This is a genomic window from Mesorhizobium erdmanii, assembly GCF_013170725.1.
Lineage (GTDB): Bacteria > Pseudomonadota > Alphaproteobacteria > Rhizobiales > Rhizobiaceae > Mesorhizobium > Mesorhizobium erdmanii.
This window is the reverse complement of record NZ_CP033361.1, coordinates 3,077,602-3,092,562: the sequence shown is the minus strand read 5'-3', so window position 1 is coordinate 3,092,562 and position 14,961 is coordinate 3,077,602. Positions and strand designations below refer to the sequence as shown.

The window sequence follows — 14,961 nt, the reverse complement described above, 5'->3', positions numbered from 1 at the left end:
AGGAAAGTGCGCGCATAAGATGAAGCCCATCTATATCGACTATCTCAATGCCCTCGACATCGAAGCGCTCGCCATGACCGATGGCGAGATCATTGCAGCCGTCGAAGCTGGCCTTGTCGCCCAGGGCAAGGGCCAGACGGTGATCGAGCCGCGCGTCCATCTCGAGCCCGATCCCGCTTTCCACGGCCATTTCAACGTGCTGCGCGGCTATGTGGCGCCGCTCGACGCAGCGGGCGTGAAGATCGTCGGCGACTATGTCGACAATTATCTGCACGGCCTGCCCTCGGAATTCGGTATTCTCAACCTGTTCGATCCGCGCACCGGCACGCCGCGCGCCATCCTCGATGCCACCGTCATCACCGACATGCGCACCGGCGCCGTCACCGCCATCGGCGCCAGGCATCTGGCGCGCAGGAACTCGAAGGTACTCGCCCATATCGGGGCGCGCGGCACCGCCTACTGGAACGTGCGGCTGCTCGACCATCTCTTCGACTTCGACGAGATCCGCGTCCATTCGCGCCGGCCGGAAAGCCGGGACGGCTTTGCCGCCAAACTGTCCGCCGACCTCGGCAAGAAGGTCACCGCCGTGGCCGACTGGAAGAGCTGCGTCGAAGGCGCCGACATCGTCGTCGAGGCCTCGCGCCTGCCGGAGCCGCAACCACTGCTCAAGACCGAATGGATCAAGCCCGGCGCCCTGGTCGTGCCCTACGGCACGATGAGCGCGGTCGAGCTGTCGCTGACCGACATCATGCAGAAGATGGTCGTCGACGACTGGGGCCAGTGCAAGGGCGGCAAGTTCGGCTCGCTGCGCGCCCATGTCGAGACCGGGCGACTGAACGAGACGACGCTCCATGCCGAGCTCGGCCAGATCGCCGCCGGCCTCAAGCCAGGACGTCAGAGCGACGACGAGACCATCCTGTTCTGGCATCGCGGCCTGTCGCTGTCCGACATCGCGCTCGGCAAGGCGATGCTCGCCAAGGCAGGGGAAAAAGGCATCGGCCAGAGGCTGCGTTTCGCATGAGCGCGCTCATCCTCACCGGAGCTGGCGTCAGTGTCGGCGATGTCGCCACAGTGGCCCGCCAGGCGCGCAAGGTGGAGATCGGACCCGAAATCATCGGCAGGCTGGAGAGGGCGCGGAAAGTGCTGGACCAGGCCGCAGCAGCCGGCCAGCAGATCTACGGCCTGAACACCGGCCTCGGCGCCAATCTCGGCACATCAGTCGAGGGTGACGCCAGCGCCTTCCAGCGCCAGCTTCTGGAAGGTCGCAGCAGTGCGGTCGGCCAAGCGCTGCCGGTTGAAACGGTGCGGGCCACCATGCTCGCCCGTGCCTCGATGCTTTCGGCCGGCGGCTCCGGCCTGTCGCCTGCCGTGTTCATCGCTTTGGTCGAGGCCCTCAATGCCGGTGTCCATCCGGTGATGCCGTCGCTCGGCTCGATCGGCGCCGGCGACCTCGTGCTGATGACGGCGCTTGCCCGCCTGCTGATCGGCGAAGGCGAGGCCGATTATCAGGGCCGGCGTATGCCGGCGGCCAAGGCACTGATGATGGCCCGCCTTGCACCCATCAGCCTGGCACCGAAAGATGGGCTGTCCCTGATCAACGCCTCGGCCGTCTCTTGCGGCAGCGGCGCCCTCGCGATGACGGATGCCCTGTCGGCACTGGCCCAGCAGCAGCAGGCCGGCGCGCTGACCATGGAAGGTTTCGGTGCCAACCGCACCATCCTCGATCCGCGCCTGCAGATGGCACGGCCGGCCGCCGGACAAGGCGAAGCCGCCAAGGCGCTGCACGATCTTCTCGCTCGCGACGAAGCGCCGGCGCCGACCACTATCCAGGATCCGCTGTCGATCCGCTGCATGCCGTCGATCCACGGTGCGCTGATCGAGGCGATCGGCCAGGCAAAACGAGCCGTCGAGATCGAACTCAACGCCGCCGCCGACAACCCGCTGGTGCTCGCCGATGACGGCGTGGTGATGTCGACCGGCAATTTCCACACCGCCGGGCTCTCGCTTGCCTTCGAGACGCTCGGCCTGGCGATCGCGCAATGCGCCGCAGCCAGCGTCGCCCGCTTCATCCAGCTCACCGGTTCGGGCCGCAACGGCCTGACCAAATATCTGTCGCCCATCGGCGGCGCTTCGGCCGGTTTCGTGCCGCTGCAGAAGACGGCGACATCGATCCTCGCCGCCATCCGCCACAAGGCCAATCCGGTGATGCTCGACTTCCTTCCAGTCTCGGAAGGCGTCGAGGACCACGCGACCCAGTCGCTTTTCGCCGTTTCGAAATGCGCCGGGATGATCGCGCTGTGGCGGCGGCTGATCGCCTTCGAGCTGATGGCCGCCGCCCAGGCCGTCGACCTGCGTGAAAGGTTGACGCTGGCGCCACGCACGGGCGCGATCTACGCGGCGGTGCGAGCACATGTTTCGATGCTGAAAAACGACCGGCCGCTGGGGTCCGACGCCGAGGTGCTCCACGCCATGCTCGCCGATGGAACGTGGCAAGCCGCAGCGGCCATCGGCAAAGAACCCGATTAATCAGCGCTTTGCGTCGACCCTGTTGATGAACAGGCCGAGCTCGGCGGGGTCCATGTGCACGATGTGCCTGTCCTCGGGATAGGCGCCGCTGTTGACGTCGGCGACATATTCGGAGAACGCCGCCACCCGCTCCGCCTGTAGCCGGTCATACTCGGCGGCGAAGTTGCGGTAGACCTTGGAGTGGCGTGGCATGTGGCCCCGGTTCTGGCCGAGGATGTCGTCGGCGAACAGATATTGCGCGTCGCAGCCGGTGCCCGCCCCCATCGACAGCATGATCAGTGAGGTGCGCTCCGAGATCACCTTGGCCACCTCGACCGGCACCACTTCTATCTCGGCGCCGATGGCACCGGCCGCCTCCAGTTGCTTCACCGCCTCGAAGATCTGGATGGCGGTGTCGGCGGTCTTGCCCACCGCCTTGAAGCCGCCGGTCCAGGTCGCGCGTGATGGGATGAGGCCGACATGGCCGATGACGGGAATGGCATCGTCCGCCATCCGCTTGATCGTGGCATAGCCTGCGCTGCAATAGACCGCGTCGGCGCTTGCCTTGTAGAGCCGGAACGCCCAGCGCACGAAATCGTCCGCTGTGCCGATCTCGAAGAAGTTTTCGCCCGGCATGGTGAACAGGCTGGGCGCGGCATCGCGGTACTGCGGGTTGAGCACCAGTTCAGGCGGCACCGAAACGATGTCGACCCCTGCCCGTTCGGCCGCCTCCGCCTCGTCCAAGTTGAGCACGCGCAGCATGGTCAGCTGGCGCTTGCCCTTCATCGCGCGCAGGTCAGCGACGGTCGGTCTCTTGCGGCTCATTCAAACGTCCCCTCTGTGCTTGCCTAGTACTGGATCAGATCTGGATCATCACCTTACCGGCCTCGATCTTCACCGGATAGGTCGCGAGATTGACGCAGACCGGTGCGCCCTTGGCCTGGCCTGTCTTGTAGTTGAAGCGGCCATTGTGCTTGGGGCATTCGATGATGTCGTCCATCACCAGCCCGTCGGCCAGATGCGCCTTCTCGTGCGTGCAATAGCCATCGGTGACGAAGAACTTGTCATCGGGCGACCGGTAGACGGCGAAGGTCCGGCCGCCACGGTCGAAGCGGATGACATCCTCTTTCTCGACATCGTCCACCGCGCACGCTTCGGCCCAATCGGCCATCCCGATCTCCTCCAATCCGTTACCGCTATTCAGCCGCCGCCGACATATCGACCTCGTGGAATTCGCCGCGATAGGGACTGGCCGTCGGCGGCAGTTCGCGCTTGAGATAAAAATCCTCGTATTTCAGCTGCCTGAGCAGAACCGGCCAGACCTCGCGATAGGCATGCCACATCGACGGGTTCGGCTCCGGCAGATCGTGCTTGATCAGCTCATGCAGCCTGGGCAACGCGTGATACGGCACCATCGGGAACATGTGGTGTTCGACATGGTAGTTCATGTTCCAGTAGATGAAGCGGCTGACCGGGTTCATGTAGACGGTGCGGCTGTTGAGCCGGTGATCGGTGACGTTGTCGGCCAACCCGATATGTTGCAGCAGGCCGGTCGTCACCATGTGCCAGGTGCCGTAGAGGCGCGGCAGGCCGATCAGCACCAGCGGTATCCACGACCGCAGCGCGATCGCAAGCGCGATCGTCGCGACATAGATGGCGACATGCCAGCGGGCGACGACCACGGCCTTGTGCTGCTCCATCTGCGGGATGTAGCTCTTCTCGTCCTCCGACAGCGTGCCGAAGGCCTGGCGCACCAAAGTCGGCAGCGAATAGCGGAAATCGAGAATACCGGTGAAGGCGAGCGCTGCCTTCACCAGGTCCGGCGGACGCATGACCGCGATCTCGGCGTCGCGGCCGACGATGATGGTGTCGGTGTGGTGGCGCGCATGGCTCCAGCGCCATTGCACGGGATTACGCATCAGCATGAAGGAGGCGATGTGGTAGACGACGTCGTTCATCCAGCGCGTGCGAAAAGCTGTGCCGTGGCCGCATTCGTGCCAGCGCGAGTCGCTCGATGAGCCGTAGAGCACGCCATAGACGAACAGGAACGGCACCACCCACCACGACCCCCAGAACCAGACGATGCCGGCGGCGGAGCCGAGGATGACGGCGAGCCAGATGACGGTGTCGCGGATCGCTGGCCCGTCGGAGCGCTGCATCAGCTCCTTCATCGCCTTGCGCGGCACGTCGGTATGGTACCACTCGGCCGAGGCCAGCCCGGTCTCGATCGCGGTCCGCGTGCTTTCGCCGACCAGGCTGTAGTCGCGCTTTCTTGCTGTCGTCATATCTGCCTCCGATCCTCGCGCAGCGCTGGCAATCCGGTCCGCGGGCCGGAGGGGTTGCCATGGATAGATGTCGCGCTCATGTCCTGCCTGCCAGTTTCGGGAAGTTGCCGGAGGGCTGAGGATAATCCTGCTCGGGCTGGCGGGCGATGGCCGCGATCCTGCCTTCGGCAGCGGCAATAGCATCCTGACCGTCGAGCACGCGGAACACCGCATCATAGGAGCGGCTTTCGCCATGCTCAAGCCAGATCATCTCGCCGCGCTCACGCGCGGCGAGATCGCCGAGCACATGATGCGTCGACGGCTCCATGCCCAGCGCATACTGGCCGGCCTGGAAATTCTGCCATTGATAGGTGCAGGGCAGCTGGTCCTTGCGCGTCACCACTTCGAAGCCGAGGCCGAGCCGGTCGTTGACCACCGCCATCGGCACCTCGCCCTTTGCGCCGGCGCCCATCTCATGCTGCCAGACCTGTTCGCTGAACGCCATTTGCGGTTCCGGCACGGTGCGGTAGCCGACGTTCTGCGCCTCATAGCGCGCGCCGGCATGGCCGGCCCAAACCACGTCGCGGATCGGCGCCAGGTAGCGAGAGCCGCGGTCGAGCAAAGGGTGGCTGACATTGACGTGGTAGAAATACATATGCGGCGTGCTGTTGAAGCCGTGATTGACGACGCGGTCGGACAACCGGATCTCGTTGCCGCCGACATCGGCCTCGATACGGCGGATGAGGTGCAGATCCTCGCCAAACACCGCCGATTGCTGGACGATGCCCTCGGCCCACAGCACGCACCGGTCGCCATCCCAGCGCTCGCCATAACCGGTCAGCCGCGCCGGTATAGTGCCGACGCGGCCATGCAGCGAATGGGTGACGGTCTTCTTGGTGGGATAGTTGTAATTGTCGGCCGGCACGTTTTCGCGGCCCAGAATATGGTCGAGGCCGCAGGTGACGAGCAGGCCGGAGAACGAACGTGCCCAGGCAAGCCCGCTCTCCCCCTCATAATCGTGCAGGCCGGGATGACGAAAACCGCTCGGCGAATGCCAGCCGATCGCCTGGCCCTTGAAGTCGCAATCGGCGATGTCGAGCGCGCGATCGACCAGCGCGGTGAAGCGAAGCCCAGAGCCGGTGCGGAACTCCAGCATCCGGATGCCGCGCTCGACGCCGTCGCCAAGCGTCATCAGCCGCACGCCGGCGAATTGCGACAGCATTCCGGACCGTTCGGCCACTTGCTTCCGCGACAGCGTCTTGCCGTAAAGCTCTACCATGCGGCGCCCTTCACTTTGCCCTCGCCTCCTTGAGCAAGGCCGACATGTCTCCGCCGGTGATGATGCTTTCCACCGTCAGAAGGTCGGTGTCGGCGACCGTCTGCTCGGCGACGATCTCGCCGCGCCGCATGACGATGATGCGGTCGGCGACCTGGAACACGTGGTGGATGTTGTGAGTGATGAGCAGCACCGAATGGCCGGCATCGCGCACCTCCTTGACGAAGCGCAGCACGCCATGGGTTTCCTCGACGCCGAGATTGTTGGTCGGTTCGTCGAGGATGATCACCTTGGCGGCGAACTGCATGGCGCGCGAAATCGCGATCGATTGGCGCTCGCCGCCCGACAGCGTCGAGACCAGTGCATCGGCGTCGAGTTTCTTCGAGATACCGACGCGCTTGAGCAGTTCGGAAGCGGCCTTGCGCAATTTGGCGAGATCGAGCGGCGCGAACACGCCGAGCCAGCCGAAATTGACCGGCTCGCGGCCGAGGAAAAGATTGCGCGCGATGCTGAGATCCGGCGCCAGCGACGTGTCCTGATGGATGGTCTCGATGCCGAGGTCCATCGCGTCGCGGGTCGAACGGATCGAGACCTTCTCGCCGCGTACATAGATGTCGCCGCGGTCGACCGGGAACACGCCTGAGATCGCCTTGATCAGCGTCGACTTGCCGGCGCCATTGTCGCCGAGCAACGCCACCACCTCGCCTTCCCTGAGCGTCAGCGAGGCATTCTTCAGCGCACGGACGCTGCCGAAGGATTTCTGCAAATTCTGCAGCCGAAGCACGTCCATCGTCAACTCCTTGCGGCGTTCTTCTGCAGCAAAGCGTGCAGGATGAGCATGGCGAGGATGATGAGGCCGACGAAGATGTTGTAGGCCAGCCCCGGCACGCCGATCAGCACGATGCCGTTGCGGATGGCGCGCAGCATCAGCGCGCCGACGATGGTGCCCAGGATGGTGCCCCGGCCGCCGGTCAGCGCCGTGCCGCCGACCACCACCATGGCGATGACCTCCAGCTCGTAGCCGGTGCCGGCCACCGGCGAGGCGGCGGAGATGCGGAAGGCGCTGATCATGCCGGCAAGACCCGCCAGCACCGAAGTCGCGATGAACAGCCAGATCTTGACCGCGTCGGCCGGCACGCCGCGTGCCACCGCCGCGTTGCGATTGGAGCCGATGGCGCTGATCCAGTTGCCGAGCTTGGCGTAACGCAGGATGTATATGGCAAACAGCGACAGGCCGATGAACCACCACAGCGAGGTGTAGAAGCGGAACGAACCTACATTGAAGCTGCCGGCGAGCAGCGTGACGAAGAAGCCGGGCTGGTCCCAGGACTTCAGCGGAAAGCCTTGCGTGATGTAGAGCGCCGCCCCGCGCACGACGAGCAGCATCGACAGCGTCACCAGGAAGGAAGAGATGCCGATCTTGGTGACGATCACCCCGTTGATCGCGCCGATCGCGATGCACAGCACAAGCCCGGCCAGCAAGGCCACGCCGATATCCCATCCGCCGTTCTGCACCAGCAGCATCACCACCACCGGCGCCAGCCCGAACACCGCGCCGACGGAGAGGTCGAATTCGCCCGCCGTCAAAAGCAGCGTCATGCCGAGCGCGATGATGCCGAGTTCGGGCAGGAACGCCATCATGTTGGAGATGTTGAGCGGCGACAGAAAATTGGCGTCAGCGAGAGCGAACACCGCCAACAGCACGACGAGGATGATGAAGGAGGAGAATTGCGGCGAGCGCAGCAGGCTGGACCTGCCTTTCGCCCTCGGCGCGTCGTCTTCGGCGGCAATTGTCATGACGGCTTGAACCATGCTTGAAGGACGCCCGCCGCTTTCACGGCGGGCGCCGGCTTCTCATTTCTTGTCGTAGAGCTTCAGGATCGGGTCGACGCTGGAGGCGTCATAGAGGCCGAAAGTGTGGATGTCGTAGCCGATCGGCTCGCCCGAAGCGGCGAGCCCGAGCAGCGCCACCGGCATGAAGCCCTGCGCCGACGGGTACTGCCATGCGGCGGCGTTGACGAAGCCATCCTTGACGGCCTGCGCCGTCTCCTTGGAATTGCCCCAGCCGACGACCGGGATCTTGCCGGCCGGCACGCCCGCGCCGTCGAACACCCGCTTGACGCTGGCCGCCACGGAATCGCCGAGCGCGATGATCGCCGGTGGATTGTTAGCCACCATATAGTCGGTCATCTTGGCGATGATGCCGGCCGGATCGGTGCCGCAATCGACGACGTCATATTTGATGCCAAGCGGATCGAAAACGCTGGCGATGCCTTCCGTTTCCAGCTGCTGATAGCTGGCGCCGGGAACTTCCACTGGCAGGAACACCCTGTCGCCCGGCTTCACCATCTTGTGGTCGACCAGGTACTTCGCCCAGATCGCGCCTGCTTCCTTGAGGTCGGCGCCGACATAGGCCTGGCGGTCGGTCGCCGGATCGTCGGTGTTGAAGAACACGATCGGAATGCCGGCTGCTTTCGCCGCCTTTACTTCCTCCGTCCAAAGTCCCGGCTGCGCCGACGTGGTGGCGATGCCGTCGGGCTTGGCGGCGAGCGCCGAGTTGAACGCCTCTTTCTGCGCCGCAATGTCGCCGCCGCTGAAGGAGATCTTGCAGGTCACCTTGAGCTGGTCGCAGGCTTTGGTCGCGCCGGCATTCCAGTCGATCCAGAACGCATCCGAGGGGCCGCCATGCGACAGGAGATAAAAGGTCTTCTGGCCTTCCGCCGCCTGAGCCGCCGTGCCGAGGGCGACGCCGGCGAGCACTGTCGCGGCGGCCACCAATTTCCAAGCGATTTTCAACATTCTTTCCTCCCTTGTTTGGAGCCGCGCCGCCGCGAACCGGCAGCGCGGAATAATCCTCACAGCCCGTTGGCGCGGAATTTCCCGTCGAGGAATTTCTTGGCGCGCGGCACGTCGTCTTCCGACAGATGCTCGATGATGACAGGGATGTTCGGATGCTTCTCGGCCAGCCGCTTGAGATAGAGGTCGTAGTTCAGCGAGCCGAGGCCCGGCGCTGGCAGTTCGATCTCGCCGACGCCCCGGAACGTATGGCTTTCCATCGCATCGGCGTCGCCGATATCGGCGTGCTTCTCCGACTTGTCGTCGCCCGAGCGCTTGACGTCCTTGGCATGCGCGATCCTGATCTTGTCGGTCAGCGTGTCGAACACCTGGTTCAGGATCTGGTCCATACGGTCGATATTGTGGGTCTCGAAATAGTTGGTCGGGTCCATCAACAGGCCAAGGCCGGGATGGTCGACCTGCGCGAACATCTTCACCGTCTCCTCGACCGAGCCGACGACGTTGTTGACATAGGTTTCGAGCAGGAACACCGCGCCGTGGTCGTAAGCCGTCTGCGCAAGGTCCGCGATCACCTTGCGGCACTCCTCGAACCCTTCCTCGGTCTTGTTCTTGGGGTGATGCACCCAGTCGGATTCGGTGTTGTAGGTGCCGGTTTCCGAGATCACGTAAGGCGAGCCGAAATGGCGGGCGTTGCGGATGATCTCCTTGAGGTAGCCGACGCGCTTCTCGCGTTCGGCCTTGTCCGGATGGATGATGTTGGTATAGCCCGACACGCAGCAGACCGGCAGATTGTGGTCGCGGAAGACATCGCGCACCTTCTTGGCCTTGTCCTTGGTGATCTGGCCAGCCGACAGGTCGACATCCTTGAAATGCAGGTCGAGCTGCACCGTGTTGAAACCGAGGCCGCGGATCTTCTGTGCCGTCTCTTCGAGGCCGTACGGGAAATAGCCCGTGAAAATACCTGCCTGCATCATGGTGTGAATTCCTCCCTGTAAGCGATTCAGTTGTCTGGTGTTTCGGTTGCGTTGATGGCGATCTCGGAAAGCCTGACCGTGCGGCCGGATGCCATCGACCGGTAGCCCGCCTCGACCAGCGCCATGGTCTTGACGTTGTCGGCGACGGAGAGCGCCGGCGGCGTGCCGGTCTTCACCGCGTGCTGCAGCTGCTCCATGACGCCGATGAAGGCATGCGGGAACCACATCGTCTCCCAGCTCGGGCTGACCCATTCGCCGCCGGTCGTCTCGGCCGAGGCATAGGTCAGCGTCGAGGCCGCACCTGTCGGCCAGCCGATCGTGCCCTTGGCGACACCCCTGGTGCCGTCGACGCGCCAGTTGATGTGCTGGTCGTCCTTGTAGCCCTCCTGGCGCGGACCGGACCAGACATCCTCCAGCGACACGGCGAGCACGCCCGTGGGGAAGCGCAGCGTCGAGACCGTGATGCCGTCCAGATGGTCGAATGTCGTGCGCGGATCCTTGCGCGTCAGCGTGGTGATCTCATCGGGATCGCCGAACAGGAAGCGCAGCACGTCGAGATGGTGCACGCTCATATTGGCGAGCGTCAGCCGGTCGTAATCCTCGAGGAAGGTTTGCCAATGCGGGATGGCGTGCATGTCGATCTGCGCGAAGACGATGTCGCCGAGCGCGCCGCTGTCGATGATCTGCTTCAACACGCGCATCGACTGGTCGTAACGCATGTTCTGGTTGACCGAGAGGATCTTGCCGGCTTTCGCCGCCTCGTCGCGCAGCTTGACCGCTTCCTCGACCGACAGCGCCAGGGGCTTCTGCGCCAAGATCGCCTTGATGTGCTTCTGCTTCAGCGCATGGCGGATCAGCGCCGGCTGCTGGTCCGGCGGGAAGGCAAGGTCGATGATCTCGACAGTTTCGTCCTCGATCAGCTGTTCCGGCGTGTCGTGCACGGTCGGGATGCCCCAGCGCGTGGCGACCTTTTGCGCATTCGCGGGGGTACGCGAAGCGATCGCCACGACTGGAAAGCCGGCCTCCTTGTAGGCAGCCAGATGGCACTCGGCCATGATCATGCCGGCGCCGACGCAGCCGATCCTGAATTCTTTTGCACGAACCTTCACGTCCGGCTCGAAGCCTTTGCCTGCCATGTCGTCCTCCCGAAATTCTGTCCTCGCGGCCGCAATCATCTCGCCAACGCGCCTCCGCTCTGCCCGAAATAATGCACGCGCGCCGGCTCGCAGGATATCGCCACCATCGCATCGGGCCTGATGTCAGGCTGGCCGCGCAGCAGCGCCTTCAGCCGCGCCTGCCCGGCGGAGAGTGTCACCACGGTATAGCCGCCAAGCGGCTCGACCTCGAACACCCGCGCCGGGCGGCCCTGGCCACCATCCGCCCACGGACTGACCTTAATATCTTCCGGCCTCAGCCCGATCTCGATTGCATCGACGGGGGCAGCCTTGTCGGCAATCCGAATCGTGCCTTCAGCGGCTTCGATACCGCCCTCGCCCCGGATGGATTTCAGGATGTTCATCATCGGCGAGCCAAGCAGCCGCGCCACATAGGTGCTGGCCGGACGGTCATAGATTTCGGCCGGGGCGCCGACCTGCCTGATCTTGCCATTGTCCAGGATGGCGATGCGGTCGGCGATCGACATTGCCTCCTCCTGGTCATGGGTGACATAGATCAGCGTCTTGCCGAGCTCGCGCTGGATGCGCTTCAGCTCGACCCGCGTTTCCTCGCGCAGCCGCGCATCGAGTGCCGAGATCGGATCGTCCATCAGATAGGCGTTGGGATCGCGCACCAGCGCACGCGCGATCGCCACGCGCTGCCGCTCGCCGCCCGAAAGCTGCGCCGGCGGCTTGTGCAGGATATGGCCGATATGCAGCTTGGCCGCGACATCGGCGACCCGCTTTTTAATCTGGAGCTCGGCGACCCCGCGTTCGACCAGGGGGAAGCGCACATTGTCGAGCGCACTCATATGCGGGAACAGCGCCAGGTTCTGGAACACCATGGCGACGTTGCGCTCGGCCGGCGACACCATGTTGACCGGTCTGCCGCCGATCAGGATCTCGCCGGCGTCCGGCGATTCCAGCCCGAGCACCAGGCGCAGGATCGTCGACTTGCCCGACAGCGGCGGCCCGAAGAAGCAAAAAAACTCATTGTCGTTCACCGTGAACGAGGCGTCGTCGACGGCGAGTGTAGTGCCGTAGCGCTTGGTCACGTTGCGAAAGACGATGTCAGCCATCTCGACCTGCCTTCATCGCGACACCGGAGGCGGCGTCGAAGACGCGCACCGACGCCGCTATTGGCGCGACGACCGCGGTTTGCCCGATCGCGAGCCCGACATCATTGTCAAAGACCGCTTTCACGGCGCCCTCGCCCTGGCCGAGATGGACGATGGTGCGCGCGCCGATGCGCTCGACGAAGGTGACAGGCATGGCAAGCTCGCGCCCCTCCGGCGCCAAGGCCACCTGCTCCGGCCGGAAGCCGTAGAGCACATCGCCGCGTGCGGCACGCAAGGTGGCCGCCAACTCATCCGGCAGCGGCGGCGTGATGCCCAGCGGGCCGAGATCGATGACAAGGCCGCGATCGCTCTCCGTCGGCTTGCCCTTGAGCAGGTTCATGCCCGGTGCGCCGATGAACCGGGCGACGAAGACATTGGCCGGATTGTTGTAGACATCGAGCGGCGTGCCGACCTGCTGCAGCACGCCATGATCCATGACGGCGATGCGGTCGGCCATCGTCATCGCCTCGAGCTGGTCATGGGTGACATAGACCATGGTCTGTCCGAACTGGCGCTGCAGTTGTTTCAGCTCGGTGCGCATCACCGCCCGGAACGCCGCGTCGACATTGGATAGCGGCTCGTCGAGCAGGAAGATCGCCGGCTCCATGATCGCCGAGCGGCCGATCGCCACCCGCTGCAGGATATTGACCGACAGCCGGTCCGCCTTGCGGTCGAGCAGCGGCGTCAATTGCAGCAGCTCGGCGATGGCGCCGACGCGGCGGTCGATCTCGGCCTTGGCGGCGCCGCGCATCCTCGGCCCGTAGGCGAGGTTCTGGCGCACCGTCATATGGGTAAAGATGGCATAGTTCTGGAACACGAAGCCGACGCCGCGCCGCCCCATCGGCACGCCGGCCATGTCGCGCTCGCCGAACAGGATATTGCCGCTGCTCGGCTCTTCCATGCCGGCGATCATGTTCATCGTCGTCGACTTGCCGCAACCTGATGGCCCGAGCAGCGCCATGAACTCGCCGTCCGCTATATCGAGGTCCATCGTCTTCAGCGCGGTGAAGTCGCCGAATGTCTTGGTGAGATGCCTGAGCTGGATCGCGCTCATGCCGCCACCTGTTTTGTCCGCGCCATGCGCTTCATGGCGAACACGGCGACGATAGAGAGGACGACCAGGATGGCGAGCGCGATCGCCGCGACATAGCCCCAGATCAGATCCTGCGTGGTGACCTTGTAGATGTAGACGGAGATCGTTTCCGTGGCGACGCCGGGGCCACCGCCAGTCATGATGTAGAGCGTGTCGAAGATCTTGAAGTTCTCGATCACGCGGATCGCCAGCGCGATGATGATGATGGTCTTCATCTTCGGCAGCACGATGGTGGTGAAGCGCTGCCAGGGATTGGCGCCGAGCAAGGTCGCGGCCTTGATCTGATCCTCCGGCACGCCGACCAGGCCGGCAAGCAGGATGAGGAACATCAGCGGCGTCCACTGCCAGATATCGGCGATCATCACCGCGATCAGCGCCAGCGTCGGGTCCGACAGCCAGGCGATGGTGACCGGAGAACCTGTTAGCGACGACAGGATGTCGTTCACCGGGCCGCCCGACTGGAACAGCATGAAGAACATGTAGCCAGCCACCGCCGGCACCACCATCATCGGCATCAGCAGGATCGAATAAAAGATGCGCTTGCCGGGAAAATTGTCGGCGAACAGCGTCGCCAGCGCGAGGCCCAGCAGGAACTCAGCCGGCACACAGACGACCATGACGATCGCCGTGCGTTTCAGCGCGCTCCAGAAACGGGCATCGGCGGCGAGATCGGTGTAGTTGGCGAAACTGTTCCACATCTCCCAGGCATTCCACCAGCCGAGACCCGAGAGCGGCGACCAGTCGGTGACGCTGATGTAGAGCTGCATCAAAAGCGGAAAGGCCGAGATGAACAGCACCAGGATCTGCGCCGGCAGCGTCAGCCGGAAGCCCAGCCGGGCGCCTTCGTCACGCAGCGCCGGCTTTGTCCGCGCGTCCATCTCGCCCTCCGAAATCGTCGTCATCACCACGCTCATTGCTTGAGCGCCCCGAAGGTGAGCCCACGCACCAGATGGCGCTGGATGGCGATGCCCATGATCACCGGCGGCACCGCGGCGATGAGCCCGAGCGCTGCCTTGGCGCCGTAGAGCTGGCCCGTCATCGAGGACGACAGCGAGGCCATGTAGACGGGGATGGTCACCCATTCGCGCGTCGTCAGAAGCAGTGCGATCAGATAATCCGACCAGTTGAGGATGAAGACGAAGAGGGCGGCGCTGGCCAGCGGCGCGCGCATCATCGGCAGCGTGATGCGGGTGAAGACGCGCAGCCGCGAACAGCCTTCGACAAGGGCGGCCTCCTCGATCTCGCGCGGCATGTCGTCGAAGAAGGTCTTCATCAGCCAGAAGGCGAACGGCAAGGTGACGATACCATAGATCAGCGCCAGGCCCCACCAGCTGTCGGTGAAGTTCAGGAACGACCACATGATCATCACCGGGATCATCACCGCCATCGGCGGGAACAGCCTCAGTTGGATCAGCGCCAGCGGCAGGTTCTGGCCCGAGCCGAAGCGCGACAGCCCATAGGCCGCCGCCGTGCCGGCCGACATGGCGATGGCGGTGCCGAACACCGCCGACAAGAGCGACGACAGGATCGGCTTCAGCGCGGTGCGGTCGAGCGCGACGATCAGGCTGTTGGTGGATTCGCCGAACACGAAGCGGAAGTTGCTGAGCGTCGGGTTCTTCGGCCACCATGTCAGGTCGGCGCCGGTCGCCGACCATTCGGCGATCGGCTTGAAGGCCATCGATACCATCCACAGGATCGGCACCAGCGTCACCGCCATCGCCGCGAGGATCGCGGCGTAGCGGAATATCTCGAAAGGAACGGAACGCTTCATCTGGCTGCTT

The 14,961-nt window shown here is 64.3% G+C and carries 15 protein-coding genes; 2 read left to right on the top strand and 13 right to left on the bottom strand.

Features of this window, described 5'->3' with window-relative positions:
* Positions 1-19: 19 nt before the first annotated feature.
* Together EB233_RS15070 and EB233_RS15065 are read left to right on the top strand one after the other, a co-directional pair.
* Entirely contained in the window at positions 20-1,021 is a 1,002-nt protein-coding gene (locus EB233_RS15070) for an ornithine cyclodeaminase family protein (protein ID WP_064988068.1), read from the top strand.
* On the top strand, positions 1,018-2,526 hold the full coding sequence (locus EB233_RS15065) for an HAL/PAL/TAL family ammonia-lyase (protein WP_064988067.1): 1,509 nt from the start codon (positions 1,018-1,020) through the stop codon (positions 2,524-2,526). Before EB233_RS15070 ends, EB233_RS15065 begins: the two co-directional genes overlap by 4 nt.
* Here the strand turns inward: EB233_RS15065 and EB233_RS15060 are convergent, their stop codons facing one another.
* The 13 genes from EB233_RS15060 to EB233_RS15000 all read right to left on the bottom strand — a co-directional run bounded on the left by EB233_RS15060 (position 2,527) and on the right by EB233_RS15000 (position 14,951).
* Positions 2,527-3,330 carry a 3-methyl-2-oxobutanoate hydroxymethyltransferase gene (locus tag EB233_RS15060; RefSeq protein WP_064988066.1) on the bottom strand — a complete coding sequence of 268 codons (804 nt, stop codon included), beginning with the start codon at positions 3,328-3,330 and terminating at the stop codon, positions 2,527-2,529.
* A 34-nt stretch (positions 3,331-3,364) separates the two neighbouring features.
* A complete protein-coding gene (locus EB233_RS15055) occupies positions 3,365-3,676 on the bottom strand; it encodes a MocE family 2Fe-2S type ferredoxin (protein ID WP_064988065.1) in 312 nt (103 codons plus the stop codon).
* A 25-nt stretch (positions 3,677-3,701) separates the two neighbouring features.
* The gene (locus EB233_RS15050) at positions 3,702-4,790 is read right to left on the bottom strand and encodes a fatty acid desaturase family protein (RefSeq protein WP_064988064.1); all 1,089 of its coding nucleotides are present in this window, start codon (positions 4,788-4,790) and stop codon (positions 3,702-3,704) included.
* A 76-nt stretch (positions 4,791-4,866) separates the two neighbouring features.
* Positions 4,867-6,048: an aldose 1-epimerase family protein gene (locus tag EB233_RS15045; protein ID WP_064988063.1), complete on the bottom strand. Its 1,182-nt coding sequence runs from the start codon at positions 6,046-6,048 to the stop codon at positions 4,867-4,869.
* 10 nt (positions 6,049-6,058) lie between these two features.
* Positions 6,059-6,841, bottom strand: a complete 783-nt coding sequence (locus EB233_RS15040) for an ATP-binding cassette domain-containing protein (RefSeq protein ID WP_171892236.1) — start codon at positions 6,839-6,841, stop codon at positions 6,059-6,061.
* Positions 6,838-7,842, bottom strand: coding sequence for an ABC transporter permease (locus tag EB233_RS15035; RefSeq protein WP_064988771.1), 1,005 nt, complete (start codon positions 7,840-7,842; stop codon positions 6,838-6,840). Before EB233_RS15035 ends, EB233_RS15040 begins: the two co-directional genes overlap by 4 nt.
* Before the next feature lie 57 nt (positions 7,843-7,899).
* Positions 7,900-8,844, bottom strand: coding sequence for a sugar ABC transporter substrate-binding protein (locus EB233_RS15030; protein ID WP_064988061.1), 945 nt, complete (start codon positions 8,842-8,844; stop codon positions 7,900-7,902).
* Positions 8,845-8,900: 56 nt separating this feature from the next.
* Positions 8,901-9,815, bottom strand: coding sequence for a sugar phosphate isomerase/epimerase family protein (locus EB233_RS15025; protein ID WP_027050968.1), 915 nt, complete (start codon positions 9,813-9,815; stop codon positions 8,901-8,903).
* Positions 9,816-9,841: 26 nt separating this feature from the next.
* Complete coding sequence (locus EB233_RS15020; RefSeq protein WP_064988060.1) at positions 9,842-10,951, bottom strand: Gfo/Idh/MocA family protein; 1,110 nt, start codon at positions 10,949-10,951, stop codon at positions 9,842-9,844.
* 35 nt (positions 10,952-10,986) lie between these two features.
* Complete coding sequence (locus EB233_RS15015; RefSeq protein WP_064988059.1) at positions 10,987-12,048, bottom strand: ABC transporter ATP-binding protein; 1,062 nt, start codon at positions 12,046-12,048, stop codon at positions 10,987-10,989.
* Positions 12,041-13,141 carry an ABC transporter ATP-binding protein gene (locus EB233_RS15010; protein WP_064988058.1) on the bottom strand — a complete coding sequence of 367 codons (1,101 nt, stop codon included), beginning with the start codon at positions 13,139-13,141 and terminating at the stop codon, positions 12,041-12,043. The genes EB233_RS15015 and EB233_RS15010 overlap by 8 nt, the downstream gene beginning before the upstream one ends.
* Positions 13,138-14,094: a carbohydrate ABC transporter permease gene (locus EB233_RS15005; RefSeq protein WP_064988057.1), complete on the bottom strand. Its 957-nt coding sequence runs from the start codon at positions 14,092-14,094 to the stop codon at positions 13,138-13,140. Before EB233_RS15005 ends, EB233_RS15010 begins: the two co-directional genes overlap by 4 nt.
* The gene (locus EB233_RS15000) at positions 14,091-14,951 is read right to left on the bottom strand and encodes a carbohydrate ABC transporter permease (RefSeq protein ID WP_064988056.1); all 861 of its coding nucleotides are present in this window, start codon (positions 14,949-14,951) and stop codon (positions 14,091-14,093) included. Before EB233_RS15000 ends, EB233_RS15005 begins: the two co-directional genes overlap by 4 nt.
* Positions 14,952-14,961: the final 10 nt, after the last annotated feature.

Bases quoted from the DNA above. Each gene is read 5' to 3' on its own strand.
- EB233_RS15015 (WP_064988059.1), bottom strand. From the start codon at position 12,048: ATGGCTGACATCGTCTTTCGCAACGTGACCAAGCGCTACGGCACTACA.
- EB233_RS15055 (WP_064988065.1), bottom strand. From the start codon at position 3,676: ATGGCCGATTGGGCCGAAGCGTGCGCGGTGGACGATGTCGAGAAAGAG.
- EB233_RS15060 (WP_064988066.1), bottom strand. From the start codon at position 3,330: ATGAGCCGCAAGAGACCGACCGTCGCTGACCTGCGCGCGATGAAGGGC.
- EB233_RS15000 (WP_064988056.1), bottom strand. From the start codon at position 14,951: ATGAAGCGTTCCGTTCCTTTCGAGATATTCCGCTACGCCGCGATCCTC.
- EB233_RS15025 (WP_027050968.1), bottom strand. From the start codon at position 9,815: ATGATGCAGGCAGGTATTTTCACGGGCTATTTCCCGTACGGCCTCGAA.
- EB233_RS15070 (WP_064988068.1), top strand. From the start codon at position 20: ATGAAGCCCATCTATATCGACTATCTCAATGCCCTCGACATCGAAGCG.
- EB233_RS15035 (WP_064988771.1), bottom strand. From the start codon at position 7,842: ATGACAATTGCCGCCGAAGACGACGCGCCGAGGGCGAAAGGCAGGTCC.
- EB233_RS15005 (WP_064988057.1), bottom strand. From the start codon at position 14,094: ATGAGCGTGGTGATGACGACGATTTCGGAGGGCGAGATGGACGCGCGG.
- EB233_RS15045 (WP_064988063.1), bottom strand. From the start codon at position 6,048: ATGGTAGAGCTTTACGGCAAGACGCTGTCGCGGAAGCAAGTGGCCGAA.
- EB233_RS15050 (WP_064988064.1), bottom strand. From the start codon at position 4,790: ATGACGACAGCAAGAAAGCGCGACTACAGCCTGGTCGGCGAAAGCACG.
- EB233_RS15020 (WP_064988060.1), bottom strand. From the start codon at position 10,951: ATGGCAGGCAAAGGCTTCGAGCCGGACGTGAAGGTTCGTGCAAAAGAA.
- EB233_RS15065 (WP_064988067.1), top strand. From the start codon at position 1,018: ATGAGCGCGCTCATCCTCACCGGAGCTGGCGTCAGTGTCGGCGATGTC.
- EB233_RS15030 (WP_064988061.1), bottom strand. From the start codon at position 8,844: ATGTTGAAAATCGCTTGGAAATTGGTGGCCGCCGCGACAGTGCTCGCC.
- EB233_RS15010 (WP_064988058.1), bottom strand. From the start codon at position 13,141: ATGAGCGCGATCCAGCTCAGGCATCTCACCAAGACATTCGGCGACTTC.